The sequence below is a fragment of the Alphaproteobacteria bacterium genome, from assembly GCA_040218575.1.
In the GTDB taxonomy this organism is placed as follows: Bacteria; Pseudomonadota; Alphaproteobacteria; order JAVJRE01; family JAVJRE01; genus JAVJRE01.
This window is the reverse complement of record JAVJRE010000002.1, coordinates 49626-70188: the sequence shown is the minus strand read 5'-3', so window position 1 is coordinate 70188 and position 20563 is coordinate 49626. Positions and strand designations below refer to the sequence as shown.

Genomic DNA, 20563 nt, shown 5'->3' with positions numbered 1-20563 from the left:
ACTGTCATGCGAAGCACGTCCGAGACCCGCCGTCTGCCGGTTGCCGGGCGAAACGGCGCCGTCGCCGCGGGCAGTCAGGCTGCCGCCGATGCCGGGGCCGCCGTTCTCGCCGACGGTGGCAATGCGGTGGACGCCATCATCGCCGCCGCCCTTATGGCCTACGTAGTGGAGCCAGGTATGGCTGGTCTCGCCGGCCACGGGCGCATGGCGATCTATTGGGCCGCAACCGGTACGACCACGGCTATCGATCACTTCATCCGGGCGCCGGCGCTGGCCACGCCAGACCGCTACAGGGAGGCGCTGGAACGTGCGGGCGGCGATGTGCGCGCCATCCATCACGCCGGCGTCCTGTCAGTCGGCGTATTCGGCACGGCAGTCGGGCTGGCAGCGGCGCATGATCATTTTGCCACGCGCGACCTTGCGGCGCTGGCGGCGCCGGCTGTCGCGCGCGCGCGCGACGGCATTCCCGTTGATCTCGACGTGCAGCAGGGGATCATCGGCCGTCAGGCGGAGCTGGAGCACCATGCGCTGGCCCGTGACTTTCTTATGCCTGGCGGTCGCCTGCCGGCACTGTCTGACGGTCTGGGCGGCGGTGGTCGCCTGGACGGGCGTGATCTCGCGGGCACCCTGGAGCGATTTGGCAAGAACGGTGCCAGCGCTGTTCATGCCGGCGCTGTCGCCGACGCGATTGACCGGCTTATGCGGCGCGAAGGCGGACTGCTGCGAGCGGACGATCTCGCACGCTACACTCCGGCCATCGGCGAAGACCCGCGCTACCGGTTCGCCGGCGGCGAAATCTCCACCTGTGGCGATCTGATTGCGGTGGAGACACTCAACATCCTGTCGGCCCTGGACCTTGCGGGCCACGCCGCCGGGTCGGCCGGTGCACTCCACCTTTTCGCCGAGGCACAGGCACTGGCTTTTGCTGATTCCTACGCCCATGCGGGCGATCCGGCAGACGGTGCTACGCCGATGGCCGGGCTCACCAGCGCCGCCTATGGCCGCGAACGGGCGGCGCTGGTTCGCAACGACGCGGCACTTGGCCACTATGATCCGGGTGATCCTTGGGTCCATGAGGGGCGGCCACCGCCGGTCTTGCCGGAGAAGTCCGGCCGCCCGGCGGCGCTGGTTGGCACCACCCGGCTGTGCGCCGCGGATCGGGAGGGCAATGTGGTGACCTTTATCACCAGCTTGGGCTCATCCTTCGGCAGTCTGGTGCGGGTGCCGGGCACCGGGCTTTTTCCCGGCAATGCTATGAAATGGTTTGATCCGCGGCCCGGGCGAATTAACTCCGTCGCCCCCGGCCGCATGCCGGTCTATGGTGCGCCGGCGCTGATCGCCTATCGTGCGGGACGGGCATGCGGTGCCATCGCCGGCGCCGGCGGCTTTCGGATTCAGTCGGCTGTCCTCCAGACCTTGCTCAACCATGTGGTCCATGGCCAGGACCTGCAGGCGGCGGTGGAGTCGCCAAGAATCTTTCACGACGGTAGCCGGTTGGAGCTGGACGGCCGGGCCGGGCCGCATGTCGCCGCCGCTCTGGCCGCGCTCGGCCATGATCTGGTCGTGGTGCCGGAGGTGGTGGGTCGCCGTGCCTTCGCCCGGCCGGCGGCGGTGTGGCGCGACGATGATGGGTTGTTTCATGCGGCCAGCGATCCGGTCGCCGGCGGTGCGGCGGTCATCTGATGGCGGCCTCTGACGATCATCCGCCGGGGGCGCTGTCTCGCTACCGCGTCCTCGATCTGACGCGGGTCCGGGCCGGGCCGACTGCGATCAAGCAGCTTGCGGACTGGGGTGCAGATGTCCTGCAGATTGAGCCGCCCGCGGCAGTCGACAGCGCCGAGCCGATCGGCGGTCCGCGCCACGGATCTGACTTTCAGAATCTGCACCGCAACAAGCGGGCTATGACTCTCAATCTCAAGCATCCTGAGGGAAAGGCCATCCTGCTTCGTCTGGCGCGCGACGCAGATGTGGTAGTGGAAAACTATCGACCCGACGTAAAGCATCGTCTCGGCATCGACTATGACAGTCTGGCGGCGCTCAACCCGCGCCTGGTCTATGCCTCCATTTCGGGCTTCGGTCAGGACGGTCCCTATGCCGGGCGGCCTGGCGTTGACCAGGTTGCCCAGGGGATGGGCGGTATCATGTCCATTACCGGCAAGCCTGGCGACGGGCCAATGCGGGTCGGTGTGCCCCTGGCCGATCTGACGGCCGGCCTGCTGTGCGCCACGGGCATCCTCATCGCCCTGCTTGAACGGGAAAGCTCCGGTCGCGGCCAGTGGGTGCAGACCTCGCTGATCGAGGCGCAGATTCAGCTTCTCGATCTGCAGGCAGTCCGTTGGCTGATGGACGGAGTGGTGGCCAGCCAAAGTGGCAATGATCACCCGACCAGCATGCCGACGGGTCTGTATGAGACGAAGGACGGCCATATCAACATCGGCGGTTCGGGCGGTGGCATCTTCGCCCGCTTCGCTGAGGTGATCGGCATGGCCGATCTTGCTACCCGGCCAGAGTTCTCATCCGAGGCCCTCCGGTCGCGCAATCGCGTGGCCCTTAATGCGGTCATTGCACCGCGCATCCGTCAACGCACAAGTGCCGAGTGGATTGAAGGATTGAACGCTGCCGGGGTTCCGGCCGGGCCGGTCAATGACATGCGCCAGGTGTTCGAAGATCCTCAGGTGCGTCATCAGGGCATGGTGGCGGAAGTCGATCATCCGACACTGGGTCACCAGCGTCTCCTCGGCCAGGCGATCAGCATGAGCCGCACACCGTGGCGCGTCCGGCGCGCGACGCCGGAGCGTGGCGAGCATACCGACGAAATCCTGGCCGGGCTGGGTTATGATGGCGATGACAGGGACCGCCTGCGCCGCGACGGCGCCATCTAGGCGGCGAGAGGGACCGGGATGACACTGCCGGACTTGCCGCATACGCTCCGCGCCTGGAGAGACGGCGCCGTCGGCCGGATTGAGTTCGCCAATCCGGCGAAGCGCAATGCCATCTCACTCGCCATGTGGCGCGGGCTGGAACAGGCGGTCGCCGCCTTTGAAACCGACCCGGCAATTCGCCTGCTCATTCTGTCGGGTTCTGGCGAAAAGGCGTTTTCGGCTGGCGCTGACATTTCAGAGTTTGATCAGGTGCGGGCCGACCCGCCGGCGGTCGCCGCCTATGAGACAGCGGTGGTGGCGGCTGAAAAACGCCTCAAGACCTGCGCCAAGCCGACATTGGCCATGATTCGCGGCTATTGCGTCGGCGGTGGCCTGTCGGTCGCGCTGGAATGCGATCTGCGCTATGCCGATACGACCGCCGTATTCGCCATTCCGGCGGCGCGTCTTGGCCTCGCCTACGGGGCGAAAGGGCTGACCGACCTTCTGGCCGTTGTGGGCCCGGCAGCGGCCAAGGAAATCCTCTTTACCGGCCGACACTTTTCAGCGGCGGAGGCTGCCGCCATGGGACTGGTCAATCGGGTTGTCGAGCCGGATGCCTTGGCCACTTCCGTTGCCGATGTGGCTGCCGCCATAACCGCCAATGCGCCATTGACCATTGCGGCAGCAAAGCGGACGGTAAATGAGTTGCTGGCGCCCGAGTCAGAACGTGACATGGCGGCCTGTCGGCGGCTCATGGACAAGTGCTTCGCCAGCGCCGACTACACCGAAGGGCGCCGCGCCTTCGCCGAAAAGCGGTCGCCGCGCTTTACCGGCCGCTAAGCCGCTAGCCGCCAGAAGCCAATGCCGTCAGGTGCCGGCCCTGGTCTTAAGCTGCGCCGCCAGGAAGGCGTCGATCTTGCCCCAGGAATCCTCGCTCTGGGCCTTGCGAAAGCGTTCCGGGTTGGTGAAATCCTGAAAGCCATGGCCGGCGCCGTCATAGCGGTGAAAGAAGTGTGACACGCCGGCCGTGGTCAGAGCCTCGTCCAGAGCATCCACATCTTCCGGTGAGGGGTTCTGGTCCTCATTGCCAAAAATGCCCATGACCGGGCAGGGGATGCGTTTGGCCAGGGTGATCGGCGCCACGGCGCCGGCCGTCGTGGCGGGCCCCATGGGCTGGCGGATGCGGCCGCCATACAGCATCACCATGGCCTTGAGCTGTGGCAGGTGGCAGGCGCCGAGCCAGGCCACCCGGCCGCCCCAGCAGTGGCCTATCAAACCAATGCGGTCCGCGTCGCTGCCCGGATCGTTCTCCAGGAAACGCCACGCCGCCTGCAGATCGGCCACCGTGCGGTCGTCGCGGAATCCGTCACGTTTGACCGCGATGTCTTCGTCCTTCGGCCACCAGTGGAACAGGAAGGGGATCAGGCAGACATAACCGGCGGCGGCAAGGCGTTCACCGACCGCGATGGTGAACGGGTCCGTCTCCAGACCGGCATGGGCCACCGGCAGGTGTTGCGCCGCGATCACCGCCGGAAAGGGGCCTTCCCCGGCCGGGCGGAACACCAGCATCTCCATTTCGCTGCCTCCGACAGTGGTGGTGACGGTCTCCATGGCGGCATGGCCTCCTGTGTATTGCCACTGGCTCCGTATGATGGTCCGATTGCAGCCCTGTGGCGACCCTCTTTGCGATGGCACGGACCCATGACCCGTACAACTCTTTATCCACCGGTTGAGGCCTTCGACGTGCGCCGCGTTCCGGTGGACGACCTGCACACTTTGCATGTGGAGCAGTCGGGCAATCCGGACGGGGTTGCGGTGGTGCATCTGCATGGCGGGCCTGGTGGCTGCACCTCGCCGCATGTCCGTCGCTTTTTCGATCCCGACCATTATCGCCTGATCGTCTTTGATCAACGCGGGGCGTGCCGTTCGACCCCGCTTGGCGAGTTGCGTCAGAATAGGCCGGCCGATCTGGTCGCCGACATGGAACGGCTGCGCCGGCTCTTCTCCATCGACCGCTGGATCGTCTTCGGCGGCTCCTGGGGCTCGACCCTGGCTCTGGCTTATGCGCAGACGCACCCCGAGCGTTGTCTGGCGCTTGTGGTGCGCGGCATCAGCTTTGGTCGCTGCCTGGTGGACGGCTGGTATTTCCAGCACTCGCGGTGGATTCGCCCTGCCGCCTGGGCCCATCTGATGAATGCGCTGCCGGAAGACGAGCGCGAGCGCCCGGAAGAAGCGCTTGCCCGTCGCATTCGTGATCCCGACCCCGCCGTCGCCTTGCCCGCCATTAAAGCGTGGAATACTCACGCACGCATGTGCGGTGTCACCCGCCATCCCGATCCCGATGTGGCCGGTCTTGAGGAGTCGGAGGAAAACGAAGCCGCCGAGCTTGCTGCTGGCCGCCTCTCCATCCACTACATGGTGGACCACGTCTGGCAGCCACCGGACGATCTGCTGACCGGGGCCAACCGCCTGCGCGGCATGCCGGGGGCCATCGTCCATGGCGAGGAGGACTTCAACTGTCCGCCGTCCAATGCCTGGGATCTGGCAGAGGCCTGGCCCGACGCCACGCTCCACATGGTGCCTGACGCCGGCCATTCCTGTTTCGATTCCGGCAACCGCGCCGCGCTTGTGGCGGCCATGGAGCGGCTCAAGGACCTGCGCTGAGGTTTGGCCGGCGCCGCCCTCTCGCCCGGGGCCGCACCACGCCGGCCGGCCCTGCCTGACCGGTCGTTCCCCTGCCGTGCCGAACGCCGGGCTAGGCGGCGCGCAGCGGCGTAAAGTCCTTGCTGCCGAGGAAATCCGGCCGGAACTTGCCGGCGGCGAAGGGATGGTCGGCGGGTGTGTTCTCCACGCTGTTATAGACAAAGAACGCATTGGTTCTCGGCCACGGCGTGATGTTGTCGGTAGAGCCGTGCATGGTGTTGCCTTCGTGCAGCACCAGTGTGCCGGGACCGCCGGTGGCGCTGGCAATGCCGCGCTCCCTGGCCAGGGCCTGCAGGGCGGCCAGGGAGGGCACGCCAACATCCTGCTTACGCAAGCTGGTCTTGTGGTTCTCGTCAGGTGTTTCGCCGGCGCAACTGACGAAGGTCTTGTGCGATCCGGGAATGACGAACAGCGGGCCGTTGTGCGGCGTGTTGTCCGTCAGCATGATCCACGCCGACAGCACACGCATGGCCGGCAGGCCGTCTTCTGCGTGCCACGTCTCGAAGTCCGAATGCCATGGGAATGACTTGCCGATCAGCGCCTGTTTGATATTGACCCGGGCGTGGTGGATATAGACCTCGCTGGCCAGAATCTGGCGAATGATGTCGACGATGCGCGGGTCGCGGGATGCCCTGTCAAAGGCGTCGGAGAAGCGCTGCGGGCTGAAGATGGAGCGGGGCGCGGTGCTGCCGGGCTCGCGAATGAGCTCCTCTCGTGCGCGCAATTCCGGGGCGTTGGCCATACGGTCCACGTCCAGCAACAGATCGCTGCATTCCTCGCGGCTGAACACGTCCGGTACGACCAGATAGCCGTCGGCCGCATAGCGCTGCATCTGTTCGGACGTCAGGGAATAGTCGCCAACCGGCTGTCCGTCGCCGAAGATGACGGGCTCCCGGCGCGTGATCAGGCGTTCCCGGTCGCGGCGCGTCGGATAGGCGTCCTTCGGCCCGGCGCCGGCGGTGACGGCGGCGGTGGTTGTCGGAGCTTCGGCTGGTATCAGGGTATCGGTCATGGCTCTCTGTTGTGGGTGGTTGGGGGAAGGGGAAGGGAAAGGCGGTCTAGCGGTCGGCGGCCGCCATGGTTTTTGCGGCGCTATCTTCATCCATGAGCGGATAGGTGCCGTTTTCGTCATGCACTTCGCCGCCGGTCAGGGCCGGCGTAAAGACACAGATCACCCGCAGATCCGTTGTCGCCCGCAGCCAGTGCCTCTCATGGCCGTCCAGGGCATAAAGGGTGCCCGGACGCAGCTTGTGGACGCGCCCGCTGTCTACCTCTTCCAGCTCGCCTTCGCCCTCTATGCAGTACACCGCTTCCTTGTGGTTGGCGTACCAGATGTAGGTTTCGCTGCCGGCGTACAGCACGGTGTCGTGCATGGAAAATCCCATGCCGTCATCCTTCAGAAGAAAGCGCCGGCTGGAAAATGTCGGCGCCCGCACGTCGCGGTGGCCATTCTCGATCTCACTCAGTGTGCGATAGATCATTCTTCACCTGTCATTGTCTCGTGGTCGTCCGCCATGGTCAGTCGCCGGTCAGGCGACCCTGGCGTGGGCTGAACGTGCGTTCATGGCGACCGTGTCAACCGCTTCGGCGACGCGGCCAAGGCCGTCACTCAAAGCCTCCAGCGGAATGGTCAGCGGCGGCATGATCTTCGCCACCTCGCTGGCCGGCCCCGAGGTCTCCAGGATCACACCGCGGCGAAAGGCCTCATGCGATACCTGTTCCGCCAGCCCGTCGCCGTCGAGGGCGAGCCCCTGCATGAGGCCGCGCCCGCGTACTTCCGGCTTGAGCTCGGGGCACGACTGGGCCATGCGGTTCAGGGCCTCTGCGATGATGCCCGCGCGCTTGTGCGTTCCGCCGGCCAGGGCCCCATCGCGCCAGTGGTCCAGGGCGCAGGTGGCGGTGATGAAGGCCGGGTTGTGGCCCCGGAAAGTGCCGTTGTGTTCGCCAGGGTCGAACACGTCGTGCTCCGGTCTGACCAGCGTCACCGCCATAGGCAGGCCATAGCCGCTGATGGATTTCGACAGGCAGATGATATCCGGGTTGATGCCGGCTGGCTCAAAGCTGAAGAACGGCCCGGTCCGCCCGCAGCCCGCCTGCACGTCATCGACAATCAGCAACATGCCGCGGTCGCCACACAGGGTCTCAAGGTTTTTCAGCCAGTCGAAGCGGGCTGCGGCCAGACCGCCTTCGCCCTGAATGGTCTCGACGATGACCGCCGCCGGCAGGTCGACGCCACTACCCTGGTCGTCCAGCATTGTCGCCAGCCAGTTCAGGGTATCGTCATCCTCCCCGAAATACCCGTCATAGGGCATGACCGTGCCGTCGCTCAGCCCGACGCCGGCGCCGCCGCGCTTGAAGGCATTGCCGGTGACCGCCAGGGCCCCCAGGGTCATGCCGTGAAAGGCGTTGGTGAAGCTGATGATGCCGCTGCGGCCGGTCACCTTGCGGGCCAGCTTCAAGGCGCTTTCCACGCTGTTGGTGCCGGTCGGACCGGGGAACAGAAGTTTGTGGTCCATGTTGCGTGGCTGCAGGATCACTGACTGGAACGTCTCTATGAACGCGGCCTTTGCAGAGGTCGCCATGTCCAGGCTGTGGGTAATCCCGTCCCGTGTCAGATAGTCGATCAGGGCCCGCTTCATTGGCGGCGGGTTATGGCCGTAGTTCAGCGCGCCGGCACCGGCGAAGAAGTCTATGTAGCGGCGGCCGGCCTGATCGGTCAGCAGATGGCCCCTGGCGCTCTCGAAGACAGTGGGAAAAGAGCGGCAATAGGCCCGGACATTCGATTCATACTGATCGAATACGCGCATGGAGGGATTATCTGTGGTCAGTGAGTCGGGCATGGGTTTTCCTGATTGACGTGATGGAAAGGCCGCCGGACGGCGGCGTGGGGCTGATCGGGCGGCACCCTCGTCAGGCGGCGGCGCTGTCCGTTGATGGCCTGGCGACGCCGGGCACCGCGGCCTGTGGCCCCAGCCAGGTAGCGGGGTCGAGGATGACCACTTCGGTGGCGCTGTGGGCGTCGCACACCGCGTCGGCCGCCCGCATGGCGTCGGTCAGTCCGGAGAAGACCGGGTTCACCGGCTGGAAGGCCGGAACAATCGCATCGTCCAGGGCGGCAAACAGGCGATAGCCTTCGGCGCAGGGCTGCAGGTGGATTTTGTTCCTGGCGTGCCGGATCGGGCCAATGACGAACAGCCGCTCGGGTTTTGGATCGTCACCGGGGAAGAGGCTGTCCTTGTACACGGTGCGCTGCGAAATATTGGCGTGCAGGCTGCTGGCGCAGCGGCGGAAGAGGGCTTCCGACGCCACATTGCCCGGCGCGATGGTCGCCTCGATCCAGCGCACCGCCGCGCAATCCTCCCGCTGCAACAGATGATGCAACATGCCGGCGGCGACGCCGCGGCCACGAAAACGCGCATCGACGCTGACCTGCCATACGAACAGGCGGCGATCATCTTCCGGCAGGGGATAGGCCGTCAGCATGCCGGCCAGTTGGCCGTCGACCTCGGCGATGACGCTGGTCGCCGCAAAATTGCGACAGACCATGAAATAGGCGTATGCCGAATTACCGTCCATCGCAGCGGTATCATCCACCAGCTTCCAGACGGCGGCGCCATCGTCGATGGTCGGTGTGCGATAGGTCACGCCCGCACCCCGCAAACGCCGCGTGGGCGCCGCCATGGCGGCGCCGCCGGACGGCATTGCCGGGGGTGGGTCGTCAGAACCGGAAGAGTGGGATTCGGTGGAAGGGGGGATGGCGGAAATCGGGGCGGGGTCGGCCGGCTGGCCGTCGCGGGACGTCACGTTTTGGCTCCTTCATTTGGGCCGGACACCGGAGGGGGCAATCCCGCTCGGCGCGCCAAACAGGCCCGGGGCCGGTTGGTCGCACCAGTTCGATGTCCGTATTTTCAAATCAGTGTTTGTATAACAATAGGAACCAACGGTTGCCAGATTGTAAAGATATCTGCTATATGAGCATTGAAGTGGAGTAGCCTCTGTATAATATAATAATATTTTCCAAGTAATACAAAATTGTTATTTATAAGTATTAAAATACTGGTTTTTATACATGGTTTTATCTTGCAATGAGTTGAGTTTTATTTCTCTCTTGCCTGCCTGCCGTAAGACCTCGCAAGATACCGGCACAGTCTCCGCAAAGTAGCCGTGGCGGGATTGTTCGCTCCCGTGTCCGGACCGTCGGTGCTTGCCCACGGGGCACCGGTCCGGCGATTGCATGGCTCGTCACAATTCCGCTCCAATTTGGCCTGCAAATGGGCTTGCAACTTTTTGTGTCCGGGCGCTGTCTGGTGCAGGTGATGCGGCTGGCTTTCCGGCAAGGGAACAGGAAATGACGAGTTCAGACAAAGTTATGGGCCTACGCGTAGGGGTGGGAGCGGTCGCCCTGGCAGCGGCGTTGGCGGTTAGCCAGCCGGCCCTGTCGCAGGATGCGATGCTTTCGTCCACGGCGCCCTGGACCGGCTACTACTATGCCGCAAAGGGCGGAGCGCAGAGCCTGAACGACAGCCGCTTCGCCGGCGGCGCTGTCTCCGCCGGCGTTGACTATGACACGGGCGGGGTTCTGCTGGGCGTTCTCGGCTATCGCTTCGACAGCGGTACGGCGTTGGAGGCCGAAGCCGGCTGGCGCAGCAATGGCGTCGATGGTCTCAGCGGTACCGCCAGCGGCAGCGACGGCCATGTGCGGGCTCTCTCCCTCATGGTCAACGCGACCTACTCACCGCAATGGTCGGCTGAACGGGTGGGCCGTCTGCGGCCCTATATCGGCGCCGGTATCGGCATGGCTGACCTTGATTTCAACGGCATCGCCAATGCCGGCGCGCCGTTCATCAACGACTCCCACATGGTGCTCGCCTATCAGGGGTTTGCCGGCGTGGAGATGCCGCTTTCGGACCGTGCTTCGGCCAGTATGGAGTATCGCTATTTCGCCACCGCCGACGCGGATCTGACCACCGCCGGCGGTGTCGGGGTCGACGGCGAGTATGCAAGCCACGCCTTGCTGGTGGGCTTTACCATCGCTCTTAGCCGGCCCGTCCGGACCGCCGCCGCGCCTCAGGTTCAGCCCCAGGCCCAGGTCGTGCCGCAGGCGGTCGAACCGGTGGCTGAGGTAGTGCAGCCGGTCGTCGAGCCGGCGCCGCCGCCGGTGTTTCTGGTCTTCTTCGACTGGGATCAGGCGGTTCTGACCGCCGGTGCCGAGGCGGTTCTGGCCGACGCTCTTGATCTGGTGCAACAGGACTCCACGGTGCGCCTGGTGCTTGCCGGCCACGCCGACCGTTCCGGCACGGACATCTATAACCTGGCTCTGTCACAGCGCCGGGCCGAGGCGGTCGCCGCCTGGTTTGCCGCCCGTGGTGTCAGTCGTGAGGTCATGACCCTGCAGGCGCTGGGCGAGTCCAGCCCGCTGGTGGCGACGGCCGATGGCGTACGCGAGCCGCAGAACCGCCGGGTTGAAATCCTGTTTCAATAGGCCTGTTTCAATAGCCCTGTTTCAGTAGAATTGTTCACGGAAAACGGCGGCGCCCCCGGTCAGTGCGGGCGGGGGCGCTGCCGGATCCGTGCGGCCAGGCCTGTATGTGATTGGCGAGATCAGCCCCGCCCGGCGGTCTTACCCGGGTGGTGACGGATGATCGCCACTACTGACCGCGCAGCAGGGCGACCAGGGTCGGTGCCGTGCCGTATATATCAAAAGCGTGGTCCAGAATCTGCTGCGGCGCCATCTTCAGCAACGGGCTGAAGCGCGCGGCGGTTTGACCACAGGTTTCTCCGCGCCGGTTGAAACGCAGGGACGCCGCGTTGGCGATGCGGGTGGTCATGTTGTCAAGCATGACTCGCGCCTGGGCGGCGCTGGTCGTCGCGGCGAAATGGCCCTCCAGCGTTTGCGCCGACTTTGCCAGTAGCGGCTGAAAGCGCGTCACAAACTGGTTGTGAATGCCGACGACACCGGTTGTCTGATCATTACGGCAGATCAACGCGGCCACCATCAGGTCGCTGTGCAGGGCACGAAACGCTGCCGCCTCGGTGACGTCATGGGCCGGGCTGAGCTGCGCCGCCAGGGCAAAAGCCGGCGCCGTCAGGCCAAGCAGGATTGCCGCCACAAACAGGCCCCTGCGTCGGCTGCTCCCTGACCTCTGGATCATGCTTGCCCCAAGCATGGCCATTACACCCCCTGGCCCCCTTGACCGTGTGCGACCGCCGGCCCCTTTCGGGCTGGCGCTGCTCATACGTACGTATACGTAGGCCAACACTCGCTCGCGCCGTATGAAGAGAGTCTTAATCCTTCAGGGCCTGCCTGCAAAGCAGGATTCTGCCCTGCGGGCCGCCCGCCGCGGCGCTATACTGCCAGATCGCCGCATTCCTTATAGCCATGACCGGAAGCCAACATGCCGCAAGACAGCCAGCCATCGGCCACCCACTTGGCGGACTATACCCCGCCGCCCTTTGTGGTGGACGAGGTTGCCATGGACATGGACCTGGATCCGGACGACACGCGCGTCAAGGCCCGCCTGGCCGTGCGCCGGGGGGCGGGCGCGGCCGGCCTGCCTCTGCGTCTCGATGGCGAGAATATGGAACTTCTGTCCATAGCGATCGACGGTGCGCGCCTGGCTCCTGACGCCTACCGGACCGACGCCCGCGGCCTGACCATCGACCACGTGCCGGATCGCTTCATCCTGGAAACCGTTAGCCGCATCCGGCCCCGCGCCAACACCCGGCTGGAAGGCCTCTATATGTCCGGTGGCGGCTACGTCACCCAGTGCGAAGCGGAGGGCTTCCGTCACATCACCTGGTTTCCCGACCGGCCGGATGTGCTGGCGCGGTTTCAGGTGACGCTGCGCGCGCCGCGCGAGGCCTGTCCGGTCCTGCTGGCGAACGGCAATCCGTCGCCGCCACGTGATCTGCCGGACGGCCGCCACGAGATTGTCTGGACCGACCCGTTTCCGAAGCCGGCGTATCTCTTCGCCATCGTTGCCGGCCGGTTCGACCTGCTGCAGGACACCTTTCGTACACACTCCGGTCGCGACGTGTCGCTGCGCATCTATGTGGCGCCCGGCAAGGCCGAACGCGCCGGCCACGCCATGGAGTCTCTCAAGCGCGCCATGGCCTGGGACGAATCGGTCTATGGCCTGGAGTATGACCTGGACATCTTCATGATTGTTGCCGTGCCTGATTTCAACATGGGGGCCATGGAGAATAAGGGCCTCAACATCTTCAATGACAAGCTCATACTGGCCAGCCCCCAGACGGCGACGGATGCCGACTATCACCGCATCGAGGGGGTGGTCGCGCACGAGTATTTTCACAACTGGACCGGCAATCGCGTCACCTTGCGCGACTGGTTCCAGCTCAGCCTGAAAGAAGGTCTGACCGTCTTCCGTGACCAGTCCTATTCGGCCGATCAGGGCTCGGCCACGGTGCAGCGCATTGATGATGTGCGCCGCTTGCGGGCGTTGCAGTTTCCCGAAGACGCCGGCCCCCTGGCCCATCCGGTGCGCCCCGAAACCTATATCGAGATATCAAACTTCTATACGCCGACCGTCTATGAAAAAGGCGCTGAAGTCATTCGCATGATCCACCGCCTTTTGGGGCCGGATCAGTTCCGGGCAGGGATGGATCTTTATTTCCGCCGGCACGACGGCCAGGCGGTCACCACCGAAGATTTTGTCGCCGCCATGGCCGATGCTTCGGGCGTGGATCTGTCGGCCATGCGCCGCTGGTATGGTCAGGCGGGCACGCCACGCGTGACCGCAAGCGGCGACTGGGATGCGCGCGCCGGCCGCTATACGCTGACCATCCGGCAGGAGACGCTGCCAGTGCTGGGCCGGCCGGGCCAGCCGGCCAATGCGCCGCTGCCTCTGCCGTGTGCCATGGGCCTGGTCGGGCCGGATGGTAATGACTTGCCTGTCCAGCTTGACGGCGAGAACGCCGCCCGAACCGACTGCCTGCTGACTCTCGATCAGGCAAGCCAGACCTTCACCTTTGTGAATTTGCCGGCACGCCCGGTCCCGTCCCTGTTTCGTGGATTTTCCGCTCCCGTGCAGCTCGATGCCGGATTGTCCGATGACGAACTGGCTTTCCTCATGGCCCATGACAGCGATGGCTTCAACCGGTGGGAGGCCGGCCGCACTTACATGATGCGGGTCCTGCTGGCGCTGGCGTCGGCCCATGGCGAGGAGTCGTCGGCCGGGCCGGCCGACGTGCCGCCGGCGCTGATCGATGCCTGCCGTCGGGCCCTGGCCGACAGTGGCGCCGACACGGCCTTTGCCGCCGAAGTCCTGACCATGCCCGGCGAGGTGGAGATTGGCGAGGCCATGGATCGGGTGGACCCGGTCGCGGCTTGGCACGCCCGCCAGGCCCTGCGTCAGCGTTTGGCCGCCGACCTGGCGCCGGAACTCGCCGCCGCATGGGCCGACCATGGCGGGCTTGCCGGACGCGACCCCGCCAGCGTCGGCCGTCGCGCGCTCGCCGTTGCTTGCCTTGATCTGCTGTCGGCCGACGACAGCCCGGCCATACGCCAGCGCTTGCTGCACGCCTTTGAAGCGGCTCCGACCATGACCGAGTCCGTGGCGGCTCTTACCCTGCTCGCCGCCCAGTCGGGAGAGGAGCGGCGGACGGCCCTGGAATCCTTTTACCGTCGCTGGCGCGACGATCCGCTGGTGCTAGACAAGTGGTTCACCGCTCAGGCCGTGTCGCCGCGTCCATCCGCACTGGACGAGGTCCGCTCCCTGACCGAGGACGCGGCCTTCGATCGCCGCAACCCGAACCGGGTGCGGGCCTTGATCGGCGCCTTCGCAGCGCGCAATCCGCTGCGCTTCCATGCTGGCGATGGTGACGGTTATGCCTTTCTGCTGGCGGAAATCCTGCGACTGGATCCGCAGAACCCGCAGGTTGCCGCGCGCCTGGCCGAACCTCTGACCCGCTGGCGGCGGCACCATCCGACCCGTGGCCGCATGATGGCGGCGGCGCTCGAGCGGTTGCGCGATTCGCCGGGCATCTCCGCCGATGTGTTCGAAGTGGCCAGCCGTGCCCTTCAGGATGATGGTCTGGCCGGCGGGCAGCCACACTGACGAGCCCGGCGGCTCCTTGCTAAGCTGATAAAAGCCCGGATTGGCCGGGAGGGGGGTAATCGTGAAACACAACCGGACGCTGGGCTTGGCCCTCATTATCATTGGCGTGGTGGCAAACAACTATGCCTTCTTCCACGACCTGCTGTGGCAGGACTATGGCGCGATCATCATGGGCTGGCGCACCTGGCTGCTGGCGCTGGCCGGTATCGCCACCACCCTGATCGGCCTGGCGATGATCGTCCGCGGCCGCCCGCCCACCGCCTGAGTCCGGTCCGGACTCAGGACCTGACTCAGGTCCTGCCGCCGCTGCAAAGGGCCCTGCAGAAGGTGGCCGGGTCCACATTGCCGCCTGAGCACACCACCACCACGGTGCGACCGTTGAGCGGGTAGGCGCCGCTCAGCACCGCGGCCAGGGCCACCGCACCGCCCGGCTCCACCACCAGCTTGGTATCCTCGAACAGGGCCAGCATGGCCTCCGCCACCGTATCGTCGCTGACACGGAGGCCGCCGGCCAGCAGCCGGGCATTCACTCCGAACGTCCTTTCGCCCGGCATGGGCGCCAGCAGCGCATCGCAAAAAGAGTGACCGCCGGCGGTCACCGCCAGGCGTTTGCCGCTGGCCAGCGAGCGGGCCGTGTCGTCATAAGCCGCCGGCTCCACCGCAAAGACGTCGCAGCCCGGCAGGCGGTCGCTGACGGCGATGGCGATGCCGGCGATCAGCCCGCCGCCGCCGCACGGCGCCAGCACCGCGTCGGGCTGCACCTCCAGCGCCGCCGCTTGTTCGGCGATCTCCAGGCCGACGGTGCCCTGGCCGGCCATGATCCAGGGGTGGTCATAGGGCGGCACCAGAACCGCTCCGGTTTCCGCAACGACTCCCTCTGCAATGGCCTGACGGTCATCCTTGTCGCGATCATAAGTGATGACTTTCGCGCCATAGAACTCGGTATTGCGACGTTTGATGGCCGGCGCGTCGGCCGGCATCACCATGGTCGCCGGAATGCCATGCTGTTGCGCCGCCGCCGCCACGCCCTGGGCGTGATTGCCCGATGAGAATGCGGTGACGCCGCGCCGCCGCCGCTCCGGGTCGATCTGACTGACGAAGTTATAGGCGCCGCGGAACTTGAAAGAGCCGGTCCGCTGCAGCATCTCCGCCTTGATCAGGATGCGGCCGCCGGCCCGTGCGTTGAGCAGGGGCGACTCCACCAGCGGCGTTCGCACCGCCGCCGGGGCGATCCGCCGCGCCGCGCCCTCTATGTCGCCGATATTCGGGTCGGGCAGGTCGGCGGCGGCGTTTGGCCCTGTGGGTGTCATGGTCCTGACCTCATGGTGCGTGGAGCGCTGCGGCGGCATCGCCCAGTGTAGCGCACCTCTTTTCTGGCGATACCGGGCGGCACCGGCGATACGCTGGCTGCGAGCCATCAGCCTTGATGGCTTGCGGGACGGGGGCTAATGTTCGCCGGCGGCGGCGCGCCGGCCACAGGGGCGGGTGCCGGGCGCTGCGGGAGCAGACCGATGGCCAATCCGATGTTCAGGGGCGCACTGACCGCGCTGATTACACCCTTCGCCAATGGTGCGGTGGACGAGACGGCGTTCCAGTCGCTGGTCCAGTGGCAGATTGACGAGGGCACCGAGGGCCTGGTGCCCTGCGGCACCACCGGTGAATCGCCGACCCTGTCCCACGTGGAGCACAAGCGGGTGACGGAGCTGTGCATCGAAGTGGCGACCGGCCGAGTGCCGGTGATCGCCGGTTCGGGCTCCAATTCCACCGAGGAGGCCATTGACCTGACGCGTCATGCTCAGGTGGCGGGCGCCGACGCCGCCCTGCTTGTCACGCCTTACTACAACAAGCCCACGCAGGAGGGTCTCTACGCCCATTTCAAGGCCATCCATGATGCGGTTGATCTGCCCATAATCATCTACAACATCCCCGGCCGTTCGGTGGTGGACATGAGTGTCGCCACCATGGCGCGTCTGGCGGAACTGCCCAATATCGTCGGTGTAAAGGATGCCACGGCCGACCTGACCCGGCCGGCCTTCACCCGTCTGGCGATCGGCGAGGATTTTTGCCAGCTCACCGGGGAAGACGGATCCGTTCTGCCATTCATGGCCATGGGCGGCCATGGCTGCATCTCGGTCAGCGGCAATGTGGCGCCGCGCCTGGTGGCTCAGTTCCATGCCGCCTGGCGGGCGGGCGATGTGGCCCTGGCTCAGGAGATCAATGACCGCCTCATGCCGCTGCACAAGGCGCTCTTTGTGGAGACCAGCCCGGGTCCGGTCAAATATGCCGCCAGCCTGCTTGGCCGCTCGAGCCCCCGGCTTCGCCTGCCCATGGTGGAGCCGGGCGAAGCCACCAGGGCGCAGGTCAAATCGGCTATGGTGAGCGTCGGGCTGATCAACTAGCCCGCAGCCGGCCGGCCCCTTGTGGTCGCCGGCGCCCGCCAAAGGCCCGTCGACCGTCATGAGCGAACCTCCCGATTTCAGACCTGTCGCCCGCAATCGCCGGGCGCGCTACGACTATGCCATCGATGACGTATTCGAGTGCGGCATCATGCTGCTCGGATCGGAGGTCAAGTCGTTGCGCGGCGGCCGGGTCAGCATCAATGAATCCTTCGCCGTCATTCGTGAGGGTGAGGCGTGGCTGCTCAATGCCGACATTCCGGAATACGCCGCGTCGTTGCGCTCACACGGGCCGCGTCGTCCGCGCAAACTGTTGCTCAAGCGGCGCGAGCTGGACCGTCTGCAGGCGGCGGTCAGCGGGCCGGGTATGACCCTGGTGCCGATGGCGATCTACTTCAACCGTCAGGGCATTGCCAAGCTGCGGCTCGGCCTGGGTAAGGGTAAGCGACAGGCGGATAAGCGCGATACGATCCGTGATCGCGATTGGCAGCGTCAACGCCAGCGGTTGCTTGGTCGCGGCTAGTCTGCGGCGGGCATTTCAGGCGGTTGGGTCTTGAGCCAGGCAGCGATGTCGCCGATCACGGCGGCGAACATCTCCTCCGTCAGGCGGCCGGTGTTGGTGTTGTAGCGTGAGCAGTGATAGCTCGCCCATAATCTGACGGGCCGGCTCCCGGCCGTCACATCGCACGCTATGTCATGCCAGACGCCGTGGCGGAACGGGACGGCGGATTGGGTGTGGCCAAGCGCCGCCAGCGCCGCCCCGTGCGCGACGCGGCCCAGCGCCAGAATGGCGCGCAGCCGTGGCAGCCCGGCGATCTCGGCACGGAGAAAGCGGCGACAGGCGGCGGCCTCGCCACCGGTCGGCTTGTTCTGCGGCGGCACGCAGCGGACCGCGTTGGTAATCCGGCATCCCACCAGCTGCAGCCCGTCGTCGGCCCTGGCGTCATAAGTCCCGCTTGCCAGATGGTGCCGCAGCAGTGTCGGGTAGAGCAGGTCACCGGCGGCGTCGCCGGTAAACGGCCGTCCCGTGCGGTTGGCGCCACGCAGTCCTGGCGCCAGCCCGACAATCAGGAGCGCCGCCGTGGCCGGACCGAAGGGCGGCACCGGCCCGTTGAACCAGTCGGGATGGGCCGCCCGGCTATCGTGGCGATAGCGCTGCAGGCGCGGGCACAGAGCACAATCTGCATCGGGGCCGACTTCTGGGCCGAGATCCGAGCCGACGTCATGGCCGTGTCCGGCACCAGCTATGGCTGTCGTCGGTCGTAGCACTATCGGTTCCGGCCTGACGCTCAGCTCTTTGGCGTTGCGGGGCGTCGGCCGCGTCTGACCGGCGCCGGCGCATCATCCTCGCCGTCATCGTCATCATCATCCTCGCCGGATTCATCGGCCTCGCCTTCGTCGTCCCCGTCCTCGTCCTCGTCGTCATATTCGTCGTCATAATCATCGTCTTCGAAGTCGTCGTCTTCGTCGTCGTTTTCGAAGTCATCATCGGGTTTGCCGTTGCCCGGGCCGGCGGGAGATGCGGCCCGTCGTGGCCGTTCGCCCGGCGCCCGACTGATGTCGCCCTTGATATCGGCAAGTTCAATGAAGACATCGGCCTGGCGGCGCAGGTCGTCGGAGATCATCGGCGGCTGCGAGCGGAAGCTGGAGACCACGGTCACACGCACACCGCGGTTTTGAATGGCTTCGACCGCCCGGCGGAAGTCGCCGTCGCCCGAAAACAGGACGATGTGCTGGGCGAAGGCTGTTGCTTCCATCATGTCCACAGCGACCTCCACATCCATGTCGCCGCGGAAGCGGCGGCGGCCGGTGGCGTCGGTGAATTCCTTGGCTGGCTTGGTCACCATGGCGTAGCCGTTATAGGCCAGCCAGTCGACCAGCGGGCGCAGCGGGGAATAGTCCTGATCTTCCTGCAGGGTGGTGTAGTAATAGGCGCGGACCAGATGGCACTCGGCGCGCAGCTTGTGAAGCAGGCGTCGATAGTCGATATCGAAGTCAAGGGAACGGGCTGCGGAGTACAGGCTGACGCCGTCGATGAAGACAACCACCCGTTCACCGGGATAAAACTGAAACATGGGAATATCCGTTTCTGATTGAAATGAAACGCCCTCAGGCGTCGGCGCGCGACCATAGCGGCTGCGGTCCATTACCGGCAAGGCGGGGCAGGCGGCGCAAGGCGGCACACGGATGAAGACGGCGATGAATATGGTCCCCACCCCGGGCGCGATTTATGTGGGCATCGGCGCCAATCTGGCGGGCCCGTGGGGCGGTCCGGCAGACGGCTGCCGTCTCGCGCTCTCGTATCTCGATAGCGGCGCCGTCCGGGTGTGGCGGGTGTCGCCCCTGTATGAGAGCGCGCCGGTGCCGCCCGACCCCACTCAACCATGGTACGTCAATGCGGTGGCGGAGGTGCGTAGCGCCCTGACCCCGGCGGCGCTGCTGGCCCGCCTGCATGAGATCGAACGGGCCATGGGGCGCCAGCGGCGGCGGCGCAATGAGGCGCGGCCGATAGACCTGGACCTGCTGGACTATGGCGGCCGTGTTCACTCAGGCGAGCCGCGATTGCCCCATCCGCGACTGCACCAGCGGGCCTTCGTCCTGCTGCCGCTGGCTGATCTGCAGCCGGCCTGGCGCCACCCGCAGAGCGGCCGCCGCCTGCCGGCGCTGATTGCCGCCCTGCCGCCAGGCCAGCCGCTGCGCCGCGTTCGCCGGACTGAGCCGCCCGGGACCGCCGGCCGGGGCCAGCGGTGCGCCCGGCCCGGCGGCGCGGAAACCGCCTGAAACCCGCCCTTTACTTGCCCTCAGGCGGCCAGGCGCCTATAGTTCGTCGGCAATCATCTGGATCGGCGTTTGGCCGGACCACAGGCCAGGACAGCCTAGGGCCGTCGAGGCGGCCCAGGACGGCGGAGTCTTATGGCTCTGCTTCTGGAGTCTGTCGGCCGACGGGCTTGCTGGCAGATGGTTCGGTTCGTTGCGCCGTTCCCACTCTGAGGATCAGACCATCATGGCTCGCGTTACCGTTGAAGACTGCGTCGATAAGGTTCCCAACCGTTTTGAGCTGGTGTTGCTGGCGGCGCAGCGTGCCCGAGACATCTCCTCCGGGGCGGTCCTGACGGTGGATGCGGACAATGACAAGAACCCGGTCATCGCCTTGCGCGAGGTGGCCGACCAGACGGTCCCGTTGCAGGACATGAAGGATTCGGTCATTCGCGCTCTTCGCCGCAGCGTTGAAGTGGAAGAGCCCGAGGTCGAGGAAGATGGCGTCGAACTGCTGGAGCAGGAACTGGCCGACCTGGCCCGTCAGGCCCTGGCGGAGACCGGCGGACCGGACGCTCTGGAGGCCATGCCGGACTTCGCGTCCGATGATGTGGGCGATGAAGATGGCGACGACGCGCCTGCCAAGCCCCCGGCTGCGGTTGCGGCCGCGGCCACGGAAGAGGACGCCGACGACGCGGCCAGTTAGCCGTTGGCCGGCGCTGCCTGACGGTTTGCCGCGCCACACGCCGGCCTGGTCGCCACGCCGGGA

The 20563-nt window shown here is 66.0% G+C and carries 19 protein-coding genes and 1 pseudogene; 11 read left to right on the top strand and 9 right to left on the bottom strand.

Annotated elements, in window-relative coordinates:
- Positions 1-6 precede the first annotated feature (6 nt).
- Genes RIE31_01880 through RIE31_01870 form a run of 3 tightly spaced genes read left to right on the top strand, consistent with a single transcriptional unit; the run spans position 7 to position 3701 of the window.
- The gene (locus tag RIE31_01880; protein MEQ8639351.1) at positions 7-1683 is read left to right on the top strand and encodes a gamma-glutamyltransferase; all 1677 of its coding nucleotides are present in this window, start codon (positions 7-9) and stop codon (positions 1681-1683) included.
- Positions 1683-2882, top strand: a complete 1200-nt coding sequence (locus tag RIE31_01875) for a CoA transferase (protein MEQ8639350.1) — start codon at positions 1683-1685, stop codon at positions 2880-2882. The genes RIE31_01880 and RIE31_01875 overlap by 1 nt, the downstream gene beginning before the upstream one ends.
- 18 nt (positions 2883-2900) lie before the next feature.
- The gene (locus RIE31_01870; GenBank protein ID MEQ8639349.1) at positions 2901-3701 is read left to right on the top strand and encodes an enoyl-CoA hydratase; all 801 of its coding nucleotides are present in this window, start codon (positions 2901-2903) and stop codon (positions 3699-3701) included.
- A 27-nt stretch (positions 3702-3728) separates the two neighbouring features.
- Here the strand turns inward: RIE31_01870 and RIE31_01865 are convergent, their stop codons facing one another.
- Positions 3729-4472, bottom strand: coding sequence for a dienelactone hydrolase family protein (locus RIE31_01865; protein MEQ8639348.1), 744 nt, complete (start codon positions 4470-4472; stop codon positions 3729-3731).
- A gap of 90 nt (positions 4473-4562) precedes the next feature.
- On the opposite strand from RIE31_01865, the gene pip reads away from it, so the two are divergent.
- Positions 4563-5525: a prolyl aminopeptidase gene (gene pip, locus RIE31_01860; GenBank protein ID MEQ8639347.1), complete on the top strand. Its 963-nt coding sequence runs from the start codon at positions 4563-4565 to the stop codon at positions 5523-5525.
- A gap of 91 nt (positions 5526-5616) precedes the next feature.
- Here pip and thpD read toward each other — a convergent pair whose 3' ends face one another.
- The 4 genes from thpD to ectA form a co-directional block, all read right to left on the bottom strand.
- Positions 5617-6576, bottom strand: a complete 960-nt coding sequence (thpD, locus tag RIE31_01855; GenBank protein MEQ8639346.1) for an ectoine hydroxylase — start codon at positions 6574-6576, stop codon at positions 5617-5619.
- Positions 6577-6622: 46 nt separating this feature from the next.
- Complete coding sequence (locus RIE31_01850; protein MEQ8639345.1) at positions 6623-7045, bottom strand: ectoine synthase; 423 nt, start codon at positions 7043-7045, stop codon at positions 6623-6625.
- Between the two features lie 48 nt (positions 7046-7093).
- Positions 7094-8404 (bottom strand): diaminobutyrate--2-oxoglutarate transaminase, encoded by a 1311-nt coding sequence (ectB, locus tag RIE31_01845; protein MEQ8639344.1) that lies wholly within the window; start codon positions 8402-8404, stop codon positions 7094-7096.
- Between the two features lie 70 nt (positions 8405-8474).
- Positions 8475-9245: a diaminobutyrate acetyltransferase gene (ectA, locus tag RIE31_01840; protein MEQ8639343.1), complete on the bottom strand. Its 771-nt coding sequence runs from the start codon at positions 9243-9245 to the stop codon at positions 8475-8477.
- Positions 9246-9933: 688 nt separating this feature from the next.
- Between ectA and RIE31_01835 the strand changes: the two genes are divergently transcribed.
- A complete protein-coding gene (locus tag RIE31_01835) occupies positions 9934-11046 on the top strand; it encodes an OmpA family protein (GenBank protein ID MEQ8639342.1) in 1113 nt (370 codons plus the stop codon).
- A 166-nt stretch (positions 11047-11212) separates the two neighbouring features.
- Here RIE31_01835 and RIE31_01830 read toward each other — a convergent pair whose 3' ends face one another.
- Positions 11213-11674, bottom strand: coding sequence for a hypothetical protein (locus RIE31_01830; protein MEQ8639341.1), 462 nt, complete (start codon positions 11672-11674; stop codon positions 11213-11215).
- A gap of 285 nt (positions 11675-11959) precedes the next feature.
- Between RIE31_01830 and pepN the strand changes: the two genes are divergently transcribed.
- Together pepN and RIE31_01820 are read left to right on the top strand one after the other, a co-directional pair.
- Positions 11960-14641, top strand: coding sequence for an aminopeptidase N (gene pepN, locus RIE31_01825; GenBank protein MEQ8639340.1), 2682 nt, complete (start codon positions 11960-11962; stop codon positions 14639-14641).
- Between the two features lie 85 nt (positions 14642-14726).
- The gene (locus tag RIE31_01820; GenBank protein MEQ8639339.1) at positions 14727-14906 is read left to right on the top strand and encodes a hypothetical protein; all 180 of its coding nucleotides are present in this window, start codon (positions 14727-14729) and stop codon (positions 14904-14906) included.
- A 25-nt stretch (positions 14907-14931) separates the two neighbouring features.
- Here RIE31_01820 and RIE31_01815 read toward each other — a convergent pair whose 3' ends face one another.
- Entirely contained in the window at positions 14932-15951 is a 1020-nt protein-coding gene (locus RIE31_01815) for a threonine/serine dehydratase (protein MEQ8639338.1), read from the bottom strand.
- A gap of 213 nt (positions 15952-16164) precedes the next feature.
- Between RIE31_01815 and dapA the strand changes: the two genes are divergently transcribed.
- Positions 16165-17040 carry a 4-hydroxy-tetrahydrodipicolinate synthase gene (gene dapA, locus RIE31_01810; protein MEQ8639337.1) on the top strand — a complete coding sequence of 292 codons (876 nt, stop codon included), beginning with the start codon at positions 16165-16167 and terminating at the stop codon, positions 17038-17040.
- A 58-nt stretch (positions 17041-17098) separates the two neighbouring features.
- The gene (smpB, locus tag RIE31_01805; GenBank protein MEQ8639336.1) at positions 17099-17560 is read left to right on the top strand and encodes an SsrA-binding protein SmpB; all 462 of its coding nucleotides are present in this window, start codon (positions 17099-17101) and stop codon (positions 17558-17560) included.
- Here smpB and RIE31_01800 read toward each other — a convergent pair.
- Both RIE31_01800 and RIE31_01795 read right to left on the bottom strand, forming a co-directional pair.
- Positions 17557-18210 carry a uracil-DNA glycosylase gene (locus RIE31_01800; protein ID MEQ8639335.1) on the bottom strand — a complete coding sequence of 218 codons (654 nt, stop codon included), beginning with the start codon at positions 18208-18210 and terminating at the stop codon, positions 17557-17559. The genes smpB and RIE31_01800 overlap by 4 nt on opposite strands.
- Positions 18211-18605: 395 nt before the next feature.
- Positions 18606-19112: pseudogene (locus tag RIE31_01795) on the bottom strand (NYN domain-containing protein).
- A gap of 130 nt (positions 19113-19242) precedes the next feature.
- On the opposite strand from RIE31_01795, the gene folK reads away from it, so the two are divergent.
- Together folK and rpoZ are read left to right on the top strand one after the other, a co-directional pair.
- The gene (folK, locus tag RIE31_01790; protein MEQ8639334.1) at positions 19243-19818 is read left to right on the top strand and encodes a 2-amino-4-hydroxy-6-hydroxymethyldihydropteridine diphosphokinase; all 576 of its coding nucleotides are present in this window, start codon (positions 19243-19245) and stop codon (positions 19816-19818) included.
- 223 nt (positions 19819-20041) lie between these two features.
- Positions 20042-20500 carry a DNA-directed RNA polymerase subunit omega gene (rpoZ, locus tag RIE31_01785; GenBank protein MEQ8639333.1) on the top strand — a complete coding sequence of 153 codons (459 nt, stop codon included), beginning with the start codon at positions 20042-20044 and terminating at the stop codon, positions 20498-20500.
- Positions 20501-20563: the final 63 nt, after the last annotated feature.

Coding starts and splice junctions, on each gene's coding strand:
- folK (MEQ8639334.1), top strand. CDS start 19,243: ATGGTCCCCACCCCGGGCGCGATTTATGTGGGCATCGGCGCCAATCTG.
- ectA (MEQ8639343.1), bottom strand. CDS start 9,245: ATGGCGGCGCCCACGCGGCGTTTGCGGGGTGCGGGCGTGACCTATCGC.
- pepN (MEQ8639340.1), top strand. CDS start 11,960: ATGCCGCAAGACAGCCAGCCATCGGCCACCCACTTGGCGGACTATACC.
- RIE31_01870 (MEQ8639349.1), top strand. CDS start 2,901: ATGACACTGCCGGACTTGCCGCATACGCTCCGCGCCTGGAGAGACGGC.
- ectB (MEQ8639344.1), bottom strand. CDS start 8,404: ATGCCCGACTCACTGACCACAGATAATCCCTCCATGCGCGTATTCGAT.
- RIE31_01815 (MEQ8639338.1), bottom strand. CDS start 15,951: ATGACACCCACAGGGCCAAACGCCGCCGCCGACCTGCCCGACCCGAAT.
- thpD (MEQ8639346.1), bottom strand. CDS start 6,576: ATGACCGATACCCTGATACCAGCCGAAGCTCCGACAACCACCGCCGCC.
- RIE31_01865 (MEQ8639348.1), bottom strand. CDS start 4,472: ATGGAGACCGTCACCACCACTGTCGGAGGCAGCGAAATGGAGATGCTG.
- RIE31_01835 (MEQ8639342.1), top strand. CDS start 9,934: ATGGGCCTACGCGTAGGGGTGGGAGCGGTCGCCCTGGCAGCGGCGTTG.
- pip (MEQ8639347.1), top strand. CDS start 4,563: ATGACCCGTACAACTCTTTATCCACCGGTTGAGGCCTTCGACGTGCGC.
- rpoZ (MEQ8639333.1), top strand. CDS start 20,042: ATGGCTCGCGTTACCGTTGAAGACTGCGTCGATAAGGTTCCCAACCGT.
- RIE31_01850 (MEQ8639345.1), bottom strand. CDS start 7,045: ATGATCTATCGCACACTGAGTGAGATCGAGAATGGCCACCGCGACGTG.
- dapA (MEQ8639337.1), top strand. CDS start 16,165: ATGTTCAGGGGCGCACTGACCGCGCTGATTACACCCTTCGCCAATGGT.
- RIE31_01880 (MEQ8639351.1), top strand. CDS start 7: ATGCGAAGCACGTCCGAGACCCGCCGTCTGCCGGTTGCCGGGCGAAAC.
- RIE31_01875 (MEQ8639350.1), top strand. CDS start 1,683: ATGGCGGCCTCTGACGATCATCCGCCGGGGGCGCTGTCTCGCTACCGC.
- smpB (MEQ8639336.1), top strand. CDS start 17,099: ATGAGCGAACCTCCCGATTTCAGACCTGTCGCCCGCAATCGCCGGGCG.